The sequence below is a fragment of the Microbacterium sp. genome, from assembly GCF_035554235.1.
Lineage (GTDB): Bacteria > Actinomycetota > Actinomycetes > Actinomycetales > Microbacteriaceae > Microbacterium.
In genome coordinates this window covers 13,005-33,378 of record NZ_DATMIO010000227.1, presented here as the reverse complement: position 1 = coordinate 33,378, position 20,374 = coordinate 13,005, and the positions used below count along the sequence as shown (strand labels likewise).

The 20,374-nt window shown below is 66.5% G+C and carries 21 protein-coding genes; 6 read left to right on the top strand and 15 right to left on the bottom strand.

Going from position 1 to position 20,374, the window contains the following annotated elements; all coding sequences use genetic code 11:
• The coding region (locus tag VNT50_RS11870) for a Fic family protein (RefSeq protein ID WP_325485326.1) at positions 1 to 739 on the top strand (739 nt) is incomplete at its 5' end.
• A 17-nt stretch (positions 740 to 756) separates the two neighbouring features.
• On the opposite strand, the gene VNT50_RS11865 is transcribed toward VNT50_RS11870, so the two are convergent.
• Positions 757 to 1,176, bottom strand: coding sequence for a nuclear transport factor 2 family protein (locus VNT50_RS11865; protein WP_325485325.1), 420 nt, complete (start codon positions 1,174 to 1,176; stop codon positions 757 to 759).
• Positions 1,177 to 1,492: 316 nt separating this feature from the next.
• Between VNT50_RS11865 and VNT50_RS11860 the strand changes: the two genes are divergently transcribed.
• Positions 1,493 to 2,332 (top strand): phosphoenolpyruvate hydrolase family protein, encoded by an 840-nt coding sequence (locus VNT50_RS11860; RefSeq protein WP_325485324.1) that lies wholly within the window; start codon positions 1,493 to 1,495, stop codon positions 2,330 to 2,332.
• A gap of 14 nt (positions 2,333 to 2,346) precedes the next feature.
• On the top strand, positions 2,347 to 3,474 hold the full coding sequence (locus tag VNT50_RS11855) for an XdhC family protein (RefSeq protein WP_325485323.1): 1,128 nt from the start codon (positions 2,347 to 2,349) through the stop codon (positions 3,472 to 3,474).
• Positions 3,475 to 3,515: 41 nt separating this feature from the next.
• On the opposite strand, the gene VNT50_RS11850 is transcribed toward VNT50_RS11855, so the two are convergent.
• From VNT50_RS11850 to VNT50_RS11830, 5 genes are all read right to left on the bottom strand, one after another.
• Complete coding sequence (locus tag VNT50_RS11850) at positions 3,516 to 4,238, bottom strand: ABC transporter ATP-binding protein (protein ID WP_325485322.1); 723 nt, start codon at positions 4,236 to 4,238, stop codon at positions 3,516 to 3,518.
• Positions 4,225 to 4,989 carry an ABC transporter ATP-binding protein gene (locus tag VNT50_RS11845; RefSeq protein WP_325485321.1) on the bottom strand — a complete coding sequence of 255 codons (765 nt, stop codon included), beginning with the start codon at positions 4,987 to 4,989 and terminating at the stop codon, positions 4,225 to 4,227. Before VNT50_RS11845 ends, VNT50_RS11850 begins: the two co-directional genes overlap by 14 nt.
• Before the next feature lie 75 nt (positions 4,990 to 5,064).
• The gene (locus tag VNT50_RS11840) at positions 5,065 to 6,348 is read right to left on the bottom strand and encodes an ABC transporter substrate-binding protein (protein WP_325485320.1); all 1,284 of its coding nucleotides are present in this window, start codon (positions 6,346 to 6,348) and stop codon (positions 5,065 to 5,067) included.
• Positions 6,345 to 7,424 (bottom strand): branched-chain amino acid ABC transporter permease, encoded by a 1,080-nt coding sequence (locus VNT50_RS11835; RefSeq protein ID WP_325485319.1) that lies wholly within the window; start codon positions 7,422 to 7,424, stop codon positions 6,345 to 6,347. The genes VNT50_RS11840 and VNT50_RS11835 overlap by 4 nt, the downstream gene beginning before the upstream one ends.
• Positions 7,421 to 8,296 (bottom strand): branched-chain amino acid ABC transporter permease, encoded by an 876-nt coding sequence (locus VNT50_RS11830; RefSeq protein ID WP_325485318.1) that lies wholly within the window; start codon positions 8,294 to 8,296, stop codon positions 7,421 to 7,423. Before VNT50_RS11830 ends, VNT50_RS11835 begins: the two co-directional genes overlap by 4 nt.
• A 268-nt stretch (positions 8,297 to 8,564) precedes the next feature.
• Between VNT50_RS11830 and VNT50_RS11825 the strand changes: the two genes are divergently transcribed.
• Both VNT50_RS11825 and VNT50_RS11820 read left to right on the top strand, forming a co-directional pair.
• On the top strand, positions 8,565 to 9,455 hold the full coding sequence (locus VNT50_RS11825; protein ID WP_325485317.1) for a cyclase family protein: 891 nt from the start codon (positions 8,565 to 8,567) through the stop codon (positions 9,453 to 9,455).
• A gap of 27 nt (positions 9,456 to 9,482) precedes the next feature.
• Positions 9,483 to 10,529 (top strand): zinc-dependent alcohol dehydrogenase, encoded by a 1,047-nt coding sequence (locus VNT50_RS11820; protein ID WP_325485316.1) that lies wholly within the window; start codon positions 9,483 to 9,485, stop codon positions 10,527 to 10,529.
• A 25-nt stretch (positions 10,530 to 10,554) separates the two neighbouring features.
• On the opposite strand, the gene VNT50_RS11815 is transcribed toward VNT50_RS11820, so the two are convergent.
• The 8 genes from VNT50_RS11815 to VNT50_RS11780 form a co-directional block, all read right to left on the bottom strand.
• On the bottom strand, positions 10,555 to 11,238 hold the full coding sequence (locus VNT50_RS11815; RefSeq protein WP_325485315.1) for a GntR family transcriptional regulator: 684 nt from the start codon (positions 11,236 to 11,238) through the stop codon (positions 10,555 to 10,557).
• An 82-nt stretch (positions 11,239 to 11,320) separates the two neighbouring features.
• The gene (kce, locus tag VNT50_RS11810; RefSeq protein WP_325485314.1) at positions 11,321 to 12,229 is read right to left on the bottom strand and encodes a 3,5-dioxohexanoate:acetyl-CoA acetone transferase; all 909 of its coding nucleotides are present in this window, start codon (positions 12,227 to 12,229) and stop codon (positions 11,321 to 11,323) included.
• Complete coding sequence (locus VNT50_RS11805; RefSeq protein ID WP_325485313.1) at positions 12,226 to 12,996, bottom strand: histidine phosphatase family protein; 771 nt, start codon at positions 12,994 to 12,996, stop codon at positions 12,226 to 12,228. Before VNT50_RS11805 ends, kce begins: the two co-directional genes overlap by 4 nt.
• Entirely contained in the window at positions 12,971 to 14,248 is a 1,278-nt protein-coding gene (locus VNT50_RS11800) for a Tm-1-like ATP-binding domain-containing protein (protein WP_325485312.1), read from the bottom strand. Before VNT50_RS11800 ends, VNT50_RS11805 begins: the two co-directional genes overlap by 26 nt.
• Positions 14,249 to 14,287: 39 nt before the next feature.
• On the bottom strand, positions 14,288 to 16,603 hold the full coding sequence (locus tag VNT50_RS11795; RefSeq protein WP_325485311.1) for a xanthine dehydrogenase family protein molybdopterin-binding subunit: 2,316 nt from the start codon (positions 16,601 to 16,603) through the stop codon (positions 14,288 to 14,290).
• Positions 16,600 to 17,097: a (2Fe-2S)-binding protein gene (locus tag VNT50_RS11790; protein WP_325485310.1), complete on the bottom strand. Its 498-nt coding sequence runs from the start codon at positions 17,095 to 17,097 to the stop codon at positions 16,600 to 16,602. The genes VNT50_RS11795 and VNT50_RS11790 overlap by 4 nt, the downstream gene beginning before the upstream one ends.
• A complete protein-coding gene (locus VNT50_RS11785) occupies positions 17,094 to 17,942 on the bottom strand; it encodes an FAD binding domain-containing protein (RefSeq protein WP_325485309.1) in 849 nt (282 codons plus the stop codon). Before VNT50_RS11785 ends, VNT50_RS11790 begins: the two co-directional genes overlap by 4 nt.
• A 211-nt stretch (positions 17,943 to 18,153) precedes the next feature.
• Positions 18,154 to 18,669, bottom strand: coding sequence for a glycine cleavage system transcriptional repressor (locus VNT50_RS11780; protein ID WP_325485308.1), 516 nt, complete (start codon positions 18,667 to 18,669; stop codon positions 18,154 to 18,156).
• 219 nt (positions 18,670 to 18,888) lie between these two features.
• On the opposite strand from VNT50_RS11780, the gene VNT50_RS11775 reads away from it, so the two are divergent.
• A complete protein-coding gene (locus tag VNT50_RS11775) occupies positions 18,889 to 19,980 on the top strand; it encodes a fatty acid desaturase family protein (RefSeq protein ID WP_325485307.1) in 1,092 nt (363 codons plus the stop codon).
• Here the strand turns inward: VNT50_RS11775 and VNT50_RS11770 are convergent.
• Positions 19,977 to 20,327 (bottom strand): hypothetical protein, encoded by a 351-nt coding sequence (locus VNT50_RS11770; protein WP_325485306.1) that lies wholly within the window; start codon positions 20,325 to 20,327, stop codon positions 19,977 to 19,979. The two genes, VNT50_RS11775 and VNT50_RS11770, sit on opposite strands and share 4 nt — an antisense overlap.
• Positions 20,328 to 20,374 lie beyond the last annotated feature (47 nt).

Genomic DNA, 20,374 nt, shown 5'->3' with positions numbered 1-20,374 from the left:
TGACGCGTCGGGTCGTTTACGAGATGGTCAGGTGGTCATCGGGCGCCGTCCAGAAGCCGACCCGTTCGGCTTTCCCGTCCATGCTGCGCGGTTCGTGCCGGCCCCGGCAGGTTTCGCTCTCGAAACGGGGGTGCGCGACCTCGTTGACTGGATGCGCGTCGACCACGCGACCGACATCGACCCCGTCGTCGCTGCGGCGATGTCGCACTACCAATTCGAGACACTGCACCCATTCCGCGACGGGAACGGCCGCCTAGGACGGTTTCTCATCGTGCTGCACCTACAGTCAACGGGTGTCCTCAGCGAGCCGACTCTCACCGTGTCACCGTGGTTCGAAGCGCGACGCACGGAATACTACGACCGCCTTCTCTCGATCAGTACACAGGGAGATTGGGACGGGTTCGTTCGCTTCTTCTCTCAAGGTCTTCAGAGCGCGGCCGACCAGACGCGGCATCAAATGATCGCGTTGGTCGCCGTGCAGAACGAGCTGAAGGAACGGGTGAGAGCGTCTCATCTGCGAGCCGACAGCGCGCATTCGCTGGTTGACCTCGCGGTCGCGAATCCCTCGTTCACCGTGCGTAAGGTCGAGAAGGAGTTGGCCCTCTCGTATGGGAGGGCCAACCGCCTCGTCGGCCAGCTCGTAGACCTGGGAGTCCTGCAGGCCGTCGACCCCGATGCATACACACGCCGCTTTTTCGCACCGAGCGTGCTCTCCGTCCTGACGGACGGAGCCCGTTGACGAGGGCCCGCTCGGCGCTACCCCTTCATCTTCAGTTCGGCTCCGTCGAACGTCGTCACCATCCCGACCATGAGGCCGTCGTCGGTGATGTAGGCGTCTGAGCCGCGGTACGGCTCGGCGAGGAAGTCGGCGTCAGCGACCCACTGCACGGCGATGGTGCCACCCGTGACCATCCGCGACTCCTCCTTGAAGGTGAGCCCGCAGAGACCACCCTCGGCGGGAGGAAGGACGAAGCCCGCGAAGAGTTCGGCGATCTCCTCTCGCCCCATCGCCGTGGCGCCGAGCGGCAGACGGATCTCGGCCTGGTCGGGGTACTGAGCGAGCAGTCCCGCCCAGTCGCACTCGTTGAGGGTCTTGAGGTGCTGAGCGAGCACGGCATCCGCGCCGTCTTCTCTGACGAGCGCGTCCGAGACGTCGCCCGTTTTGCTGTTCGTCACCGACGACACCGTGTACGGCGATTCGGTGTCTGCGCTCGAGCTGGAAGGGGCACATCCGGAAAGGGCCATGGCGACTCCTGCTATTGCTGCGATCGTGGCGGGGATAGTGGTCTTGCGGTGGGACATCATTGTCTCCTCTAATGGCAGGATACTTCTAAACGAGTATCTACTATCGATAATATTGAAGCCGGCGAAGTGTCGTCAATGGATGCGGCGCCGTATAATCGATAATGTTTAGTTTGAGGCGAATGCTTCGAACCCTGAGAGCCGGCGCCGCTTCTCCACGCCGGTGGGGCCACGCCTGAGGAGGCAAGGGATGAACGGCAACGAGGCACTCGCCCGGCTGACGGACCAGCGGACGCGGGGCAACCTCATCGTCGGCGCGGGCGCCGGCACGGGGCTTTCGGCGAAATCGGCCGAGCTGGGTGGCGTCGACCTCATCATCATCTACAACTCCGGTCGGTTCAGGATGGCGGGGCGAGGCTCGCTGGCCGGGCTGATGCCCTACGGCGATGCGAACGCGATCGTGCTCGACATGGCGCGCGAGGTGCTGCCCGTCGTCACCGATACGCCCGTCTTGGCCGGGGTCTGTGGGACCGATCCGTTCCGGCTCATGCCGCGGTTCCTTGACGAACTGGTCGAGACCGGGTTCTCCGGTGTGCAGAACTTCCCCACCGTCGGCCTGATCGACGGCGTCTTCCGGGCGAACCTGGAAGAGACGGGAATGGGTTTCGATCTGGAGATCGAGATGATCCGGCTGGCCACCGAACGGAACCTCCTCACCACCCCGTATGTGTTCTCCCCCGACCAGGCGACGGCGATGGCCGAGGCCGGAGCCGATGTGCTGGTGGCGCACATGGGCCTCACCACGAAGGGCACGATCGGCGCGGCGACGGCCTTCTCGCTCGAGGAGTCGGTCGCGAGGGTGCAGGAGATCGTCGACGCGGCGCGTGCCGTCAAGCCCGAGATCGTCGTACTGTGCCATGGAGGCCCCATCGCGGAGCCGGAGGATGTGCAGTTCGTGATCGATCGGACGACGAATGTCGACGGCTTCTTCGGAGCGTCCTCGATGGAGCGCCTCCCCACCGAGCGCGCGATCGCCGATCAGGTTCGCACCTTCAAGAACGTCGCCCGCAGCGCTCAGCCGGGTACCTGAGGTGCAGTCCGCTCGTGCGTGACGTGATCGCGGCCCTGGAATCCTGCGCACAGGCGGGTGGGACCTTCGCGCTGGCGACCGTCGTGGGTGTCGCGAACTCGGCGCCGCGACCGCAGGGCGCCACCATGGTCATCACGCGCGACGAGGTGTTCGGCTCCGTGTCGGGAGGGTGCGTCGAGGGCGCCGTCTTCGAGGTCGCCCAGCAGGTGATGGACGATGGCCATCCGCAGATGCAGAGGTTCGGATACAGCGACGACGACGCGTTCGCCGTCGGCCTCACGTGCGGCGGCTCGATCGACATCTTCATCGAGCGGATGTCGGTGACGACCTTCCCGCAGCTCGGCGTGCTGGTGTCCATGCTCAAGGCAGACGAGCCGGTCGCGCTGGTCACCGTCATCGAACACATCGATCCGGACTGGATCGGTCGCAAGGTGGTAGTGAGCCCCACGGATGCGTGGGGCTCCCTTGGTTCACCGACGGTGACCTCCACGGTCGTCGACGACGCACGCGGCCTGCTCGCGGCGGGGACGACGACCGATCTCACGTACGGGCCGGGAGCCGAGCGCATGGATACCGGAATGCGGGTCTTCGTCGCCTCGCATCAACCGCGCCCCCGGCTCATCATCTTCGGCGCCATCGACTTCGCCGCGTCGCTCGCGAAGGCCGGGCGCATGATCGGCTTTCACGTCACGGTGTGCGACGCACGGCCGCTTTTCGCCACGAAGATGCGCTTTCCCGATGCCGACGAGGTGGTGGTCTCGTGGCCGCACCGCTACCTGGAACAGGAAGCGGCGTCGGACCGCATCGACAATCGCACGGCGGTGTGTGTGCTCACGCACGACGCGAAGTTCGATGTGCCGGCCTTGAGCGCGGCCCTTGCCTTGAGCGGTCGGCACCGTCTGGCGTACGTCGGCGCGATGGGCTCCCGCCGAACGCACACCGAGAGGCTCCAGCGTCTGCAGAATGCGGGGGTTTCGGCCGCGCAGCTCGAGCCCCTTCGCAGCCCCATCGGTCTGGATCTGGGCGGCCGCACCTCCGACGAGACGGCTGTCTCCATCGTGGCCGAGATCATCGCGGTGCGATCCGGCGGAACCGGACGACCGCTCCGGGACTCGGATTCATTCATCCACTCGCACCGCTAGAGGCTCCGCCCGGCGGCACGGATGACGTGTGAACTCCGGATTCAGACGACGCCGAGGTACCTGTTCTGCTGTTCCGGGCTGTTGGCGATCTCGGACGCCGGCACATCGGCCGCGATCCGTCCATTGACCATGACCAGGATCCTGTCGCACAGCTCGGTGGCAAAGCGGAGGTTCTGCTCGATGAGCAGCACGGACTGACCCTCGTTCACCACGGACCGCAACACCTCGGCAAGGTGATCGACGACCGCCGGTGCCAGCCCTTCCGATGGCTCGTCCATGATCAGGAGACGTGGGTTGGACAGCAGCGCCCGCCCGATGGCGAGCATCTGCTGTTCACCGCCTGAGAGCTGTGCGCCGCCGTTCGACATCCGCTCGGCGAGCCGCGGAAACAGCTCGTAGATCGCCGCGACGTTCCACCGATCGGTCTTCTTCGCCCCCACCATCGTCAGGTGCTCGTGCACGCTGAGGGAGGGGAAGATCCTGCGTCCCTGCGGGACGTAGCCGATCCCCGCGTGGTTGATCTGGTAGGCCCTGCGACCGGTGAGGTCGTTTCCTTCGAACTCGATCGAGCCGCTGCGGACCGGGATGAACCCGGCGATCGCCTTCACGAGCGTGCTCTTGCCCATGCCGTTGCGCCCCACCATGCCCAGGGGCTCGCGACCCATCGTCAATGAGACATCCTGCAGAACATGCACGCGCCCGTAGTAGACGTTGAGGTCGGTGACCTTGAACTCGTGATCCGTCGCGCCCTCACGCTGCGTCATGGATGGAACCTCCCAGGTAGATTTCTCGCACTCGTTCGCTGGTGCGGATCTCGTCGGGTGTTCCTTCGAGGATCTTGGCACCGTCGTGCATGACGATCACACGGCTCGCCACCGCCAGCGCGATGTCCATGTCGTGCTCGATGAGCAGCAGGCTGATCTCTTGCGGCAGTTCCCGAAGCAGCCTGACGAGTTGCGCGCGCTCTGCGGGCGAGAAGCCGGCCGCGGGCTCATCCAGCATGAGGAGCTTCGGCTGCAGCGCAAGCGCCATTGCCAGCTCGAGCTGTCGCTGTTCGCCATGCGACAGGTCAGCGACCACCTGTTCGTCGCGTCCGGCGAGTCCGACGCGGTCGAGGAGCCGATCCACCCGCGCCCACCGTTCGGGGTTCCGGCGGGCCAGTCGCAGCAGGCCGCCGGTGAACTCGCTGCCGCCGAGAGCGATGAACACGTTCTGGGCCGCGGTCAGCTGTTCGAACAAGCGCGACGTCTGAAACGTGCGGGCCAGGCCCAGCTTGGCCCGCGACGCGGCGCTGAGCCTGGTCACATCCTTGCCGAACAGCTCGATGCGGCCGCTCGTGACCGGGAACACGCCCGCGATCGCGTTGAAGAGCGTCGACTTGCCGGCCCCGTTCGTGCCGATCACGCTGATCCGCTCACCCGCGGCAAGCTCAAGCTCGACGTTGCGCATGGCCTTGACCCCGCCGAAGGATTTGGACACGTCGACTACGCGCAGGACGGAGTCGGTCTCGAGCATGATGTTCCTCTTGATCGTGGTGAAGGGAGCTGCGGCTGGCGCGCCGGGTGGCTCCCGGCGCGCCAGCCCCGTGTGCTAGCCGAGTTCGTCGCAGCTCTCGAACCGTGTGAAGCCGTGCGTGCCCTGATGGACCTCGTGCGCTTCCTTGATGGTCTCGCCGGTCAGCGTGCCGTCGCCGGCATCCTTGACCTCGATGAGGAAGTTGTCGACGATGGCGTTCCGGTTCTCATCGATCGTCAACGGGCCGGTCGGAGTGTCCCACGACGTCGCATCGAGCGCCTCACGAAGAGTCGCCTGACCCTCGCCGAGTTCGCCTCCCGTGTCCTGCAGCGCGAGGATGATCGACTGGATGCCGCTGTAGTACACCAGTGCGAACAGGCTCGGGCTCGGGAAGGCGTCCGGCTGCTTCTTGTATGCGTCGACGAACGGCTGGAACGCCGGGTTCTCGTATCCGGCCCCGGGGACCGGACCCGCGGTGATGGTTCCGACGGCGGCCTGCGCCAGGTTGGCGTCCCCCGCGAGGGCCGTCGTGTCGACGGCGATCGAACCGCCGATGAGCGGAAGGTTCACGCCGTTGCTGACCGCCTGCGAGAGGAAGCTCGCCGCGTCGGATCCACCGAGACCCACGAAGACGGAGTCGGCGTCTGCCGGGATCTGGGAGATGATCGTCGCGTAGTCGGTAGTGCCGACGGGCACCCACGATGCACCGGCGATGGTGCCGCCGGCGGCGCAGAACTCGGAGAAGAAGCCACCCGCGTTGTCGTACGGGAACGAATAGTCCTCGGCCACCAGATAGGTGTTCTTATAGCCCCGGTCGTTGAAGGCGTAGTCGCCGAGCCCGCCGGTCCACTGCGCGCCGTCGCCGGCGAAGCGGTAGAAGTTCTCGGCGCCCTTCAGGGTGAGATCGACCGGCGCCGCCGAGCCGTTGACGAACGTGACGTCCGGCTGGGTCAGCGCGTAGTCCGCCACTGCTTCGCCCTCGTCGCCCGAGAGGGGACCGAAGACGATGTCGACGCCCTCGTTCTCGACGAGCTTGCGCACCTGGTCCTGGGCCGTGCCAGGGGTGCCATCTGTACCGGCATAGACGAACTCGATCTTGTGCCCGTCGATCTCGCCGCCCTCGACGGTTCCGCCGATCGCGTCCATCGCCACGCCGATCGCCGCCTTGGTCTCGCCCATGCCGAATGCGAGGTTGCCGGTGTCGGTCGACAAGACGCCGATCTTGATCGTTTCGTCTCCCCCGCTGCCGCTCCCGCCACCGCTACCGCCGCCGGTAGCGCTGCAGCCTGCGATTACCAGGACCAGCCCGGCACCCGCAGCGAGCGCCGGGAGCATGGCCTTCTTCTTGTGCAGCATCATCGCTGTTTCCCTTCGTGAATTGCCTCATCCGCAGGCTGAGTGGCCGACGGTTCATGCTGTGGGCTGCTCACGGAGTCGGGAGTTCGTTCCTTCCGACGTCGATCGATTGCCCGTTTCACCTGCGGTCCGAGTCCGGCGAGGCCGGACGGTGCGAACAGCAGGACGATGATGAAGATGAGCCCGGTGAGCGTCATGTAGCGATCGGTGAGGTCCTGCGCGAAGTTGTCCAGCAGGGCCAGCACGAGCGCACCGACGAACACGCCGCCGAGCGATCCGATGCCGCCGATCACGGCGACGACCAGAACGTCGAGGGTGGAGGTGAGGCTCACCATGGAGGGGTCCGCCTGTGCCCGGTCGAACACCATGATCGTGCCGCCGACGGAGGCGATGAACGCGGCGAAAGTGATCGCGGCGGTGCGATAGCGGTTCACCCGGTAGCCCAGCGCTGACATGCGGGCCGGACTGTCTCTGATCCCCTGCAGGACCAGACCGAACGACGTGGACGCGACGTATCGGCAGAGCAGGTAGCACAGGACTGCGACGGTCACGGCGAGGAAGTAGGTGTACGTGGCATCGTTGAAGTCGATGAACCCGAAGTCGGGCTTTCGCACGGGCCGCAGTCCGCCGCGACCGCCGAGATCTTCGGCCTGGGACGCATACGCGTAGAACACCTGGCCGAGGGCGAGGGTGATCATGAGGAAATAGATGGCTCGGGTTCTCGCTGCGATGAGCGCTGTCACGAAGCCCGCGGCGGTCCCGGCGGCGAGTCCGATGATGATCGACGGGATCACGGGGAGCTCGAGACGGATCAGTGAAACGCCGATCCCGTACGCGGCGATCCCCGCTATCGCCACTTGGGCCAGGGACAACAGCCCCACGTACCGGTTGAGGAAGACCAGGCTGAGCGCGATGATTCCGAGCCAGCAGGTGCGGACGCCCACGTTGGGAAGCCAGAACTGCGGTCGATCGACGATGTACGGGAAGACGAAGGCGAAGATCACAATCGCTCCGCCGATGATCCAGCTGTACGGGATCCGACTCGAGCGCCTCGGGGCGCTGCCCGTCGGGCCGGTCACAGCGCCGACACCTTTCCGAGGATGCCCTGCGGGCGGATTGCCAGGACGAGCACCATGAGGCCGAACGTGACGACGACTGACCACGTCGGAACGTAGACCAACGCGAACTGGGATACCAATCCGACCAGGATCGCGCCGATCGCCGCGCCGGGCACGCTTCCCATACCGCCGACGATCACCACGACGAGCGAGAACAGGAGATACGTCCCGTCGAGTCCGGGCAGCAGCGGCAGGAGGCTCCCCTGGACGATCCCCGCGAACCCGGCAAGGGCCGAGCCAAGCAGGAAGATGAAGCCGAAGACGATCCGCACGTTGACGCCGGTCGCAGCCGTCATCTGGCTGTCATCGACTCCGGCTCGTACGATCGAGCCCAGCCGCGTTCGGTTGATGAAGAGGGCGAGCGCGACACCGACAACCACCGCGATCGCGATGATCAAGAGCCGCAGCAGCGGGAAGTACCCGACGAAGGGGATGTCGACGGTGCCCTGGAGTTGTTCGGGCACTGGCACGAGAGTCGCCGTCACGCCGATCGCGTCGGTTTCACCAGGCGCTCCGCCGGCGCGCGGGAGGACCAGTCCTGCCATCAGGTCCGTTCCGATCAGCGCGACCCCCAAAGTGATGAGGGCGACCCGCATATCGTCATCCTGGAATCGGTGGATGAGCACCTGATGGATGAGAAGGCCCAGAAGCCCGACACCGAGCGCGGCCGCGAATGCCCCCAGAATCCAGTTGCCCGTGTAACGCACCACGATGTAGCCGATGTAGCCGCCCAGCAGGAAGCTGGTGCCGTGGGCCAGCGTGATCACGCGCATGAGGCCGAAGATCAGCGTGAGCCCGCTCGCGACGAGGAAGTACACGGCGGCGACACTCATGCTGATCAGAACGACTTGAAGAAACTGGTCCATAGGCGGGGGCACACTCACGACTCTGTGAAAGGACGGATGAACGATGACGCGATCGGGATAATCGTCTATCGATAATCGAAGACTATAGGGACAGTGGCGATCTCGGTCAAGCGTTCTCCGGGTCCTGTCTGCTGAAGCCGAAATCACGATTGAGTGCTAATCGATAATCGATGCTACACTCGCCGCGCGGTGCACTGCGCAGGCAGTCCCCATTCACGTCGATGTGGAGGAACAGGTGGTCACGGATCACGATCGAGGGCCCGCTGCCAGGCAAACCGCCGCCGAGCTCCTCGCCGCCCTGCAGCTGCCGAGCAAGGGCAAGGCCTACTCGCTCGCACTCCCCCGGTTCACGGGCATGCCGTTGTTCGGATCACATCCACCGTTCCAGGTGTCGATGTATCGCACCCCGAACGGCCTGCGCGGCGACAACCAGAAGCCGTGGGGACCGCGCAACGAAGTGAATCTCGGCTACATGGCCGAGGTCACCTCCGGGACATCCCACAGCGGGGCGCACGTCGACGCGCTGGCTCACATGACGATCGGCGACGACGATCACTGGTACGGCGGCAGCAACGCCACCGAGCATCTCGGCGACCGCGGGCCCACGCGGGGCGACGGCAGCAAGCTGCCCCCGTTCATCACCCGCGGGATTCTGCTCGATGTGCCCGCGTACCGCGGGATCGTGGCCTTGCCCTCCCACGAAGCGGTGACGGCTCAGGAGCTCGAGGCCGTCATGCACCATCAACGGGTGGAGATCCGCCCCGGTGATGTGGTGCTGATCCGCAGCGGATGCCTCGTCGACTGGCCGGACCGGGAGGCGATGGCCAAGTACGTGACGGCGGGTCCCGATATCTCCGCCGCCCGCTGGCTGCTCGAGAAGGGAGTGGTCGCCGCCGGCAGCGACACCGAGACGTTCGAGGTGCAGCCGGCACCCGACCCGGGCCATCCCGCCAATCCCCAGCCGGTCCACACGCTGCTGCTCATCGAGAACGCCATCTACCTGTTCGAGTCGATCTACCTCGAAGAGATCGCTCGCGAAAAGGTGTACGAATTCCTCTTCGTCGCCCTGCCCCTCAAGGTGCAGGGCACGACCGGCTCGATGGTCGACCCCGTCGCCATCGTCTGATTCCCTCCGCAAGAAAGCGAGACGCCCGTGCAGGCACTAGTTCTGACCGCCCCGAACGACTTCCGCGTAAAGGAGGTACCCGACCCGAAGCCCGGTCCGTTCGAGGTGCTCTGCCGGGTGGAACGCGTAGGGATCTGCGGCACCGACGTGCACATGATCCACGGCGACTACCCGATGTGGCCGGCCTTCTACCCGTTCACGCCGGGGCACGAGTGGTCGGGGCAGATCGTGGAGCTGGGTGCCGGGGCGGAGGAGTTCGGCTGGGCCGTCGGCGACCGCGTCGTCGGCTCCTCGCACGCCCCGTGCAGCTTCTGCGCGAACTGCATCCGGGGTCGGTACAACCTGTGCTTGAGCTACAACAACCCGAAGCTGCACAGCCACTACGGGCACACCAAGCAGGGGTCGTACGCCGAATACGTCGTGCACTCGATCCGGAGTGTCTTCAAGATCCCCGGTGGTCTCTCGTATGACGAGGCGGCGGTGGCGGATCCCGCATCCATCGCGCTGCACTGCGCGAACCGAGGCCAGGTCAGCGACGGTCACACCGTCGGTGTGATCGGCGCCGGGCCGGTGGGCATTCTCGCGGCGGAGGCCGCGCGCACGCTCGGTGCGTCCCGGGTCGTCTTCGCGGCTCGCGGAGCGCGTCTGGGCGTCGTCGAGAGTCTCGGATTCGAGGTGGTCGACACGAACGTCGACGACCCTGCCGGCGCGTTTCGGGATGTCGTCGGTCGCGGCGCGGACGTTGTGCTCGATGCCGCCGGAACCCCGCAGTCGATCCCGATGGCCTTAGGCATGCTCGCCGCCGGCGGCCGGTGCGCGACCGTGGGAATCCCGACGAGCGATGTGACGGCAAGTCTTTCGCAGCTGGTGCTCAACGAGCTCGAACTCGTCGGGAGCCGCGCGGTGACTGGCGAGATGGCTGCGGTTCTGGACTTCATCGCCGACGGCCGAGTGCGCGCAGGAAAGATGATCACGCACCGGTTCCCCCTGGCCGACTTCGGGACCGCCCTCGACGTCGCCGACCGTCGCACCGACGGGGCACTGAAGGTGCTGATCGACATGAGCCTGTCTTGAGCTGCCCCGGCTGATGCCGGATGCGTCAGTCGGGCGCGATCTGTTCCGCGACGTAGTGGTTGCGGAACAGATCGCTGACATGCACCTGGTGGTCTCGGGCGCGGGCAGACGCGAGCTCGGGATCCTTGTCGGCCAACGCCGTCATGATGCCGTGATGCTCGAGGATGATGCTTCTCACGTCGACGTTCGGAAGCGTCAACGTGATGAAGGTTCTCGCGAACGGCTCCAACTGATCGAAGACCCGCTCGATCGCGTTATTGGCGGAGGCCTCGACGATGATCCGGTGGAAGCGGGCATCGGCCTGCGTCAGGCTCATGAAGTCGCGTGCTTCCAGACTCGCCATCATCTCGTCGAAAGCCACCTTCAGCATTCCGACGGCGTGCTCGTCGATGGCAGGGGCCGCGATTCTGGCGGCGAGCGCATCGACTTCGGAGCGCACGAGGCTCACGTCACTCAGTTCTTTGCTGGTGGGCCTGCGCACTCTTGCGCCGCGACGGGAGTGGATCGTCACGATGCCGATGGCCGCCAGGTCTCGAAGCGCCTCCCGGATCGGTGACTGGCTGGTGCCCAGCTCCTTGGCGAGCCGCAGCTCGACGATGCGCTCCCCCGGCTTGTACTGGCCGTCCATGATCCGGTCGATGAGCAGGCGTTTCACGGTCGCCGAGAGCAGTTCGCTCGCCACGAAAGGGCCGACGTCGCTGTTCGTCATTGCCGATCCCTTCCGCTCGCCCAGGTCCTATCGATTTTGGCTAGTCTTCCACAGCTCGTTCCCCGCGCCGGGATCCGGCCGCTCATCCGAGACCGCGCAGGTCCAGACGGGTTCGCGCTTCGGATGCCGTCGCGACCTCGCGGTGGAGGGCCTCGGTCACGATCCGGACGCGCGCGACCTGCACGCGGCTGGAGGTCGCGAGCGACCCCGGACCGTCCCAGAGCGAGTCCTCGAGACCGACTCGGGCGTTGCCGCCGAGCGCCAGGGAGACCGTGGCGGTGCGGATCTGAGACGACCCGGCTCCGAGAACAGACCACTCCCACTGGTCTCCGAACAGCCGGTCGGCGGTGCGGCGCATGTGCATGAGATCCTCGGGATCTGCGCCGATGCCACCGAGCAGACCGAACACCGTCTGCACGAAGAGGGGCGCCTTGACGAGTCCGCGGTCGAGGAAGTGGGCGAGGTTGTAGAGGTGGGACGTGTCGTAGCACTCGAACTCGAATCGCGTCCCCTGATCCGTGCAGGTGCGCAGGATCCTCTCGATGTCGGCGAAGGTGTTCTTGAACACCAGGTCCTTGTTGGCGAGGTGGACTCGCTCCCAGTCGTGCTCGAAGTCCTTGAATCTGTCGAGCATCGGGTAGAGGCCGAAGTTCATCGACCCCATGTTCAGCGACGCCAGCTCGGGAGCCAGTTCGATGGCGGGACGGATCCTCTCCTCCACCGTCATGTGCGGGCTCCCGCCCGTGGTGAGGTTGACCACGACGTCGGAGCTCGCGCGAATCAGGCTCAGCAGTTCTCTGAAGAGACCGACATCCTGGACGGGGTGCCCGTCGTGGGGATCGCGAACGTGCAGGTGGACGATCGCCGCCCCCGCGCTCGCGGCCTCCAGTGCTGCGTGGGCGATCTGCTCGGGCGTGACGGGGAGGTGCGGCGACATCGAGGGCGTGTGGATGGCGCCGGTCGGGGCGCACGTGATGATTGCGCTCTTCATGCCGCGGGCCTCTCGGGACCGACGGCCTCCACGGTGAGGGCACCGTCCAGCCCCAAGGAGAGGCTGTAGCCGTGGAGATGCGTCGGCTCCCCCGGGTCCGCGCCCAGAAACGACACGGCGATCGCGCGCAGGACGGGCGAGTGGGTGATCCCGAGGATGGTCTGCCCCGACCATGCCCGGACGTCGGCGAGGCTGCGCACGACGGCCACGATTCTGCGACCCACCGCGAGCACGGTGTCACCGGGCGGGTGACTGTGGGCGACCCAGTACCCGACCCTGTCGGGCTCGGTCAGGAAGCTCCTGAAGAACGGGACGGCGACCACATCGCTTTCGGCGATCGTGGGAACCTGCTCGACGAACGCGGCAGGCGAGCTCACCATGTTGACCAGGTGCCCGCCGAGATAGAGGTCGGGGTTCCTCAACGCAGCGGAGTCCCTCGGCTGCATCCCGGGCTCTGTCGGTCGCAGTTCACCGTAGCCGGCCGCGAACTGCACTGCCGTCTCCCGCGTGCGACGGGTCGGGCTGGCCAGCAGGCCGGCGAAGGCCTGCCCCTCGCCGGCGAACCATCGTCCGGCGGCGGCGGCCTGCTCCAGCCCCCTATCGGTGATCGGCACGTCGCCTCGGTGGGAGGCGACGTGCCCGTGCCGGAGCAATATGAGGCGCACCTGCACGGATGGATCGGCTTTCCCGCTCAAAACGAAGTCCTCCTCGAATAACAATTGTTGAGCGCGCTGACGCGGCTCAGGCCGAGACCGGCGCCACGACATCGGCGCTCTGCGCCCGTGAGTTCCATCGCTCCGAGAACAATTCGAACACAGTGTCGGCGAAGGCCTCGTCGTTGATGTTGTTGTCGAGCTCGACCAGCTGGATGCCGGTCTCGAGGTTCGAGCGGATCGCATCGAACAACGGCGAGACGTCGACGCCATGCCACTGATTGCCCTCCCTGAAGTAGTTGTCGAGGCCGGCGAGCGGAAACGCGACGGCCTTCGGGCCGGGCGAGCGATTCACGTGGTCGGCGATGTACTCGCCGAGGCGATGCAGCTCGTCGGGCGTGGCGAGCAGCGATGTGATGCTCGGGTTGTGGATGATCACGCTCCGCTCCGGCGTGTTGAACTCGGCGGGAATCGTATCCACCGGGCCGAAGTTGAAGCACTCTGCCGCTCCCGGGACCACGACGAGCGGAATGCCGGTCCTGATCGCGGCGTTCATGCGCTCCATCCCGGGGTCGAAGATGCCCTTGTTCCAATGGTTGATGATCTCGGGGAGCGTGAAGTCGATGAGGCCGGCGATGACGCCCTGGTCGATGAGGTGCTCCATGCCGGCGCCCTCGCCGACGGCGTGGAACGTCACGACCTCGAAGCCGTCGGCCTCGAGCCTGGCGCGGATGCGCATGACGCCGGGCGTCGTGACGCCGAACATCGAGATCGCGATCAGCGGCTTGGAGGCCTTCGCGTGGCCCATCGTCCTTTCATAGCCGAGCGCCATTCCGGCGGCGGCATTCGCGGCGTTGGAGAGCACGCGCTTGGAGATCGTGTTCAGCCCGGCGATGTCGGTCACGGCGTTGGCCATCAGCATGTCGGAGTGACCCACATATGGTCGTGTGTTGTTCGACGCCATCGTGCTCACGATGAGCTTGGGAAAGCCCATCGGCAGGCCGCGGAAGGCCCCGCTGAGCAGGTCGGTGCCGCCGGTGCCGCCCATGCCGAGGACGGCGCTGATCCGGCCTTCCTCCACGAGGTCGTTCAGCACCAATGCCAGCCCGGCGCTCATCGTACGGTTGGCGTGCACGCGGCCATCGGCGCCCTCCACACCGGCCTGGAACACCGCCAGGTCGGCGCCGACCCGCCCAGCGACGTGCGCGGCGCCGATGTCCGGCTGGAAGTGGGGCTCTCCGATGGTCCCGGAGTCGACGACGAGGACGTCGACTCCGGCAGCCTTCAAACAGTCGCGAACGAACGCGTACTCGGCGCCTTTCGTGTCGAGTGTGCCGGCGAGGCAGACGACCGGGTTGTGTGCCATTTTCGTATCCAATTCTCTTCGTTGATCCATTGGTGATGCCTAGTGCGGCTGAGAGCTCTCCGGGGCTGCGCTCGTCAGCGCCTCCCACACGCGTTCGGGGGTGATCGGCAGATCGCGGATGACGACACCGAGAGCGTTGCTCACGGCCGAGCCCAGCGCACCCGCCGTGCACAGCAGGGCCCCCTCGCTGATTCCCTTCGACCCGTACGGGCCGGGGCCGTCATGGTTCTCCACGGCAGAGGTGATCAGCTCGATGGGGACGTCCTTGAACGTCGGGATGCGGTAATCCAGCGCACCCAGATTGCGGATGCGCCCGTGCTCATCGATCAGAAGCTGCTCCATCTGAGAGTGCCCCAGCCCCATGATCGCCGCGCCCTCGTCCTGAGAGACCACCTGCAGCGGATTCAGCTCGGTGCCGACATCGCTGACCGACACGTACTTCGTCAAGAGAAGCTCGCCCGTGTCGCGATCCACTTCGACCTCGATGGCGGTGCAGTTGAACTCGTAGAACGCGGCATCCCCACCCAGCGGATGGTCGCTTCGTCCCCGCAGCCGATGAGTGCCCTGCCCGATGAACTCGCCGCGGAGCGCGCCCAGTGCGATCTTGGCTGCTTCGATCAGCGCCAGCGGCCCCTGCGGGGTCACCAGATAGCCGGGCCGTTCGGACAGCGACTCGGGAGGAATGCCGCTGGTTTCGGCGTAGAGAGCCAGGATGCGCTGCCGCACGTCGCGGCACGCCTTGAGCACCGCCGTGCCCATGAACACCGTCGAACGGCTCGCCGAGGTCTGCAGGTCGAAGGGAACGACGTCGGTGTCGCCGCTGACGACCGTGACCCGATCGAGCTCGCAGCCCAGCTCGTCGGCCACGATCTGCTGCCAGAGCGTCCGCGCCCCCTGCCCCATGTCGGAGGTGCCCGAGTAGGCGATCGCGCTGCCGTCGAAGAGCAGCCGCACCAGGCTCTGCGAGAGCCCCGAGGTCGCGCCCGGCTTGATCGCGGTCGCGATCCCGCGCCCGCGATTGGGAGGCAGCGGTTCGTCCCAGCCGATCAATGCGGCCGCCTTCTCCAGGCTCTGGCGCCACTCTCCATCGGACTTCGCCTCGTTGGCACCGACCACGAACGGCTCGCCGTTCTCGACCAGGTTACGCCGGCGGATGGTCAGCGCGTCGAGGCCCAATCGCCGCGCTCCCTCGTCGAGCTGCGACTCGGTCGCCCAGGCGACCTGCGGGCAGCCGAAACCGCGAAACGCGGTGCTCGGAGTCGTGTTGGTGAGTACGGCCCGGGATGCGATCCGGACGGCAGGGATGCGATACGGACCGGCGCCGACGTAGCTGCCCTTCGCCATCACTCGCGGCGCGACATCCGCATAGGCGCCGATGAGATAGTCGCTCTCCAGTTCGTGGAAGGTCATGACGCCCTCCCGCGTGAATCCCGTTCGTGCCTTGATGTGGCATCCCGCTCGCCGCATGGCCTGAAAGGTCTCCTCTAGCGAGAGCACGAGGCGGCAGGTGCGGCCGAGGCGCATGGCGAGGAACGCCATCAGGGGCTCATACTTCGGGTTCTGCTTTCCTCCGAAGGCGCCGCCGGGATCCGGCGCGAGCACCCGGACCTTGCTGAGGGGAAGATTCCAGATCGCAGAGAGCGTGCGCTGCAGCAGGTAGGGGTGCTGGACGGGCGAGTAGACCTCCAGCCCGCCCTGCGCGGTGGGCACCACGACCGTCCCTCCCGGCTCGATCGGAAAATGAGTGACCATCGGGAAGGTGTACGCGTGTTCGACCACGAGGTGGGTGCGAGCTTCCTCGACCGGGATGGAGCCCCACGTGTAGAGCGCCGACTCGAGCACGTTGGTCTCGTTGTCGGGGTCGATCGCGCGGACCGAGGCGTCCTGGACCAATCGCGCGCCCGTAGAGAGTGCGTCCCGAAGGTTGTAGACGCCGGGCAGCTCGTGGTAGTCCACGATCACCGCGCGGGCGGCCGCCTTCGCTTGATCGATCGTCTCGGCGACCACTGCGGCCACCGGCTCGCCGTGGTAGTTCACGGTCCCGGTGGCGAGCACCGGCCGGTCCTGGTGGGAGATCCCGAATCGGGGCACGGGCTGAGGAAGATCCCACGCGCTGACGACGTCGATGACCCCGTTCATCGCCAGTGCCTGCGTGGCGTCCACGCCCCGCAGCTCCGCGCAGCCGACGGGGATCGTGACGAGTGCGACGTGAGCGGCGTCGGGGAACTTCAGATCGGCGAGGAACGGCTGCCCGCCGGAGACGCGTTCCTCGCCCCCGTAGCGGAGGACGGGACTGCCGACATGCTGCAGAGCATCCGGGGCCGCAGGCGGCTCGTGCTTGCGAGAGACGGTCATTGTGCCCCGCCCCGCCTGGCCGCGGTCGCCTGCACGGCCGCCACGATCCGCTCGTATCCCGCACACCGACAGAGATTTCCCGCCATCCCCTCGCGGATCTCGGCCTGATCCGGTGAGTGGTTGCACCGCAGGAGGAACTCGGCGGCCATGACCTGGCCGGGGATGCAGAACCCGCACTGGACGGCGCCCGCCTTGAGGAACTCCTCTTGAAGATCGGTGAGACCCTCGGAGCTCAGGCCCTCGATCGTGGTCACCTCATGACCCTCGGCCTCCACACCCAGCACCAGGCAGGAGCTCACGACCTTGCCGTCGAGGAACACGGCGCACGCCCCGCACTCGCCCTCGGCGCAGCAGGTCTTCGATCCCGGGAGCCCCACGTCATCGCGCAGGGCATCGAGCAGGGTGCGCGACACGGGCATCGAGACCGTACGGGCCTCGCCGTTCACCGTGAGCACGACGGTCACGGGTTCGTCATCGCGTTCCGCGGCGCTCATGAGGCCAGCCTTTCGGGGGTTCTCCGGTTCGCCGCGGCAAGGACTGCGCGCCGGGCGAGCACCCGGACCATCGCGGCCCGGTACTCCTTGCTCGCGCGCACGTCGGAGATCGGACGGAGAACCTCCAGAAGCGGGTCGAGCGCGGCATCCACTGCCACCGCATCCGTTGCATCGATCGGCTCATCGATTTCTGCATGGATCGTCGTCGGGCCCATCGCTCCGATCCCCAGCGACACGTCACCGCGACGGGAGACCGCCGCAGCCACACTGACCGTGGCGAGGTCGACTCCGCGCCGTCGGGTGAGCCGCTGGAACGCTGACGCGGAGCCATCGGCGGGCCTCGGGATCTCGAGCGCTGTCACGATCTCGGATGCTGCGCATTGCGTCTTGCGCGGCGCCAGGAAGAACTCCGACAGAGGAACGGTGCGCTCCCCTGAGATCGAGGCGATGGTCACCCTCGCGCGATGCACCAAGAGCGCCGGCGCGGTGTCGGCGGCAGGCGAGCCGTTGCAGATGTTGCCGATCAGGCTCGCGCGGTTGCGGATGGCGACCGACCCCACGGTCAGGGCGGCCTCGACCAGGCCGGGGAACCACTCCTGTACCTGCGGCGTCGAGGCAAGCGCAGCCATCGTCAACGCCGGCCCGACGCTCACGCCGTCGTCGGAGATGGAAATCGGTGGCCGCAGGTCGGAAGCGGTCTTCAGGTCGACGATGATGTCGGGATCGACCGTGTGGTGGCGAAGTCCCACGAGCAGATCGGTGCCGCCGAGGAGGAGGCGCGCATCCTCCTCGCGCAGCACCTGGAGTGCATCCGCGATATCTCTGGGCCGGTAATATCGCGCCAACTGTCCTCCACCTTGAGGCTAATCGATAATCGAGCGTCAGCTTATCCCGCGCCTCTCGCGCCCGTCAAGCGACGGGAACGCAGCGTCGTCGGCCGTCCGCCCACAGACGATCATCCGACGCGTTCACGCGGGCCCAACCGCCCACCGCCCGGGGCATCGACATCATGCCCGTCATCGTCGCCCCACCCGTTTCGACGAGCGCCACCCGCGATCAGTGCGTGAGGGTGACGTCCACCTGGATCTCGGCCGCTAGCCGTTCGATCGCCTCTCGCACGGCATCCACATCGACGGATGCCGGCACCTTCGCGACGATCGTCGCCTCGAAGAGCCGGCCGCCGGCCATCGCCGCGTCGCGCGTCTGGGTCGTCATGCGCTCGATGCTCAGACCGTGCGCAGTGAGTGCCGATGAGACCTCGCGCACGATGCCGGGGTGATCGTTGCCCAGCACCCGGAACGAGAAGCGGCGGGGTTGCGCGGTGTCGGCCCCCGCAGTGTCGCTTGAGTGCGCTGTCACCGTCAGCAGCCCATCGAGCGTCTGGAGCGCCGCGCGCAGCGCGTCGGCCCGTTCCACCGCCACCGAGACCTGGATGATTCCCGCGAAGGCGCCGGAGAGCTCGGCGAGCTGACTGTTCTCCCAGTTGCCGCCGTGCGCCGCGACGATCTCTGCCACGGCGGCGACGAGCCCTTCGCGATCGTCGCCGACGACGGTCAGCACCAGCGTTGTCATGCGTTTAGCGTAGCGATCCGTCCCGTGGCGCGCCGCGATGCGCGACATCTCGAAGCGGCCCGCCAACGCGCTCAGAGCTGTGTTCATGATGCGCGCGACCTCGAACCCGTGAAGTGGCTGGCACTCTCGCCGATCCGCACGCACCGGCGTACATTGAGAAGTGGATGTCCGGGACCCCGACATGCAGCAGAAGCCGCCATCAGCGTCAGGGGTTGCACAATGGCCACCACATCCTCCGCTTCGGTCGAGTCCGCGCCCATCCGGCGCGACAGAGCGAACGACTTCACCGAACTCGCGCACGTCATCGCGGCGAGCGGTCTCATGCGGCGCCGCTACGGCTATTACTGGACGAAGCTGATCGCGGTGCCCGTCGTCTTCGGCGCGGCCATCGCGGTGTTCATCATGCTCGGTGACACCTGGTGGCAGCTGATCACCGCCGGGGTCATGGCCGTCATCCTCACGCAGATCGCGATGCTGGGGCACGACGCGGCGCACCGCCAGATCTTCCGGTCCGGGCGGTGGAACGACTGGACGACCCTCGTGATCGGCAATCTCTTCGTGGGCATGAGCTACGGATGGTGGCAGCACAAGCACACGCGGCACCACGCCAACCCCAACAAGATCGGCACCGACCCCGACATCGACCTCCCGGTCATCTCCTTCACGCCCGATCAGGCCCAACGACGCGCGACGCGCGTGTGGCCCGTGGGATGGATGGTGGCGCACCAAGGTGTCTTCTTCTTCCCGATCCTGCTGCTCGAAGGGCTCTCACTGCACGCGTCGAGCGTGCGCCGCGTGGTCTCCCGCGAGCCGTTGCGACGGCGCCCCGTCGAGATCGCGTTCATCATGGTGCGGATCGTCGGCTACCTGACCCTGGTCTTCCTCGTGCTCTCCCCCGGAGTCGCCTTCGCGTTCCTCGGCGTGCAGCTCGGCCTGTTCGGGGTCTACATGGGCATGTCCTTCGCACCGAACCACAAGGGCATGCCGCTCGTGCCGGCCGGAATGAAGATCGACTTCCTCCGACGCCAGGTGCTGATGAGCCGCAACATCCGCGGAGGCCGAGTGCTCGACACCGTGATGGGCGGGCTCAACTACCAGATCGAGCACCATCTCTTCCCGTCGATGCCCCGGCCGCACCTGCGCGCCGCGTCGGGGATCATCGCCGAGTACTGTCGCGAGCGCGGGGTGACCTACACGCAGACCGGCCTGTTCCAGTCGTACGGGATCGTCGTCCGCTACATCAACCGCGTGGGCCTGGGCGAGCGCGACCCCTTCGAATGCCCGCTTCTGCAGGTGCGCCAGACGGTCTAGATGATGTCGTCCCAGTTGAGGTCGCTGGAGCGGAGCTGCTCGATGTCTTCATAGGCGAATGCGAGCCCTTGGCGCGCCTCGAGGCGGCTGGTCTTCGTCAGGATGGTCATGATGGTGTCGATCTCGAGGACTTCGTCGGCTGCGGCCCTGACCGTGACGACCGCCATGTCGCTCAACCACCCGACCCTCAGCGAGACCCGGCTGACCGATCCGTCCGAGGACAGGAACGGGATGTCGACGATGTCCACGCCCTGCACTCGAGCGAGGGCGAGACCGTACGCCGTGACGGCATCTGCGATCTCCGTCCCGGTGAGGTATGACCCGTATGACGTGACGATGGTCTTCATCTCGACGCGAAACGCCGCGGGCACCCGCGATGCGGCCCCGGCACCTC